This is a genomic window from Dellaglioa sp. CoH-55-MRSF-8 (genome assembly GCF_056782195.1).
On the sequence record NZ_JBXAYH010000189.1, the window covers coordinates 1 to 274 of the forward strand.

The 274-nt window shown below is 63.5% G+C and carries 1 protein-coding gene; it reads left to right on the forward strand.

Translation table 11 applies throughout. The annotated features are described in order from the left end of the window. Positions 1–255: hypothetical protein (locus tag AC1RPW_RS08445; protein ID WP_481769517.1), on the forward strand; the 255-nt coding region annotated here is incomplete at its 5' end. Positions 256–274: the final 19 nt, after the last annotated feature.

The window sequence follows — 274 nt, forward strand, 5'->3', positions numbered from 1 at the left end:
GTGTCGATCTCGCTGGCGAGCCCACAAACCCGGACAGCCACGAACTACATAGGCACTCCGCCGAGCGAGATCCGCGGGCTATACACGGATACGCGAGACGCGGCGGACGCGGCGGCGACCGCTGGCAAGGCATGGTCTGATAACTGCAGTGCCGGCGCTGCTGCGGGAAGCGACTGCGGGGCGTTGCTGTTCCAGTTCAACTCAGCCTCCGATGCCCTCGAATCCAAGTTCCAGGCTTGGGCGCCATACATCTAGAGCCGAGACAAAGCAGAGG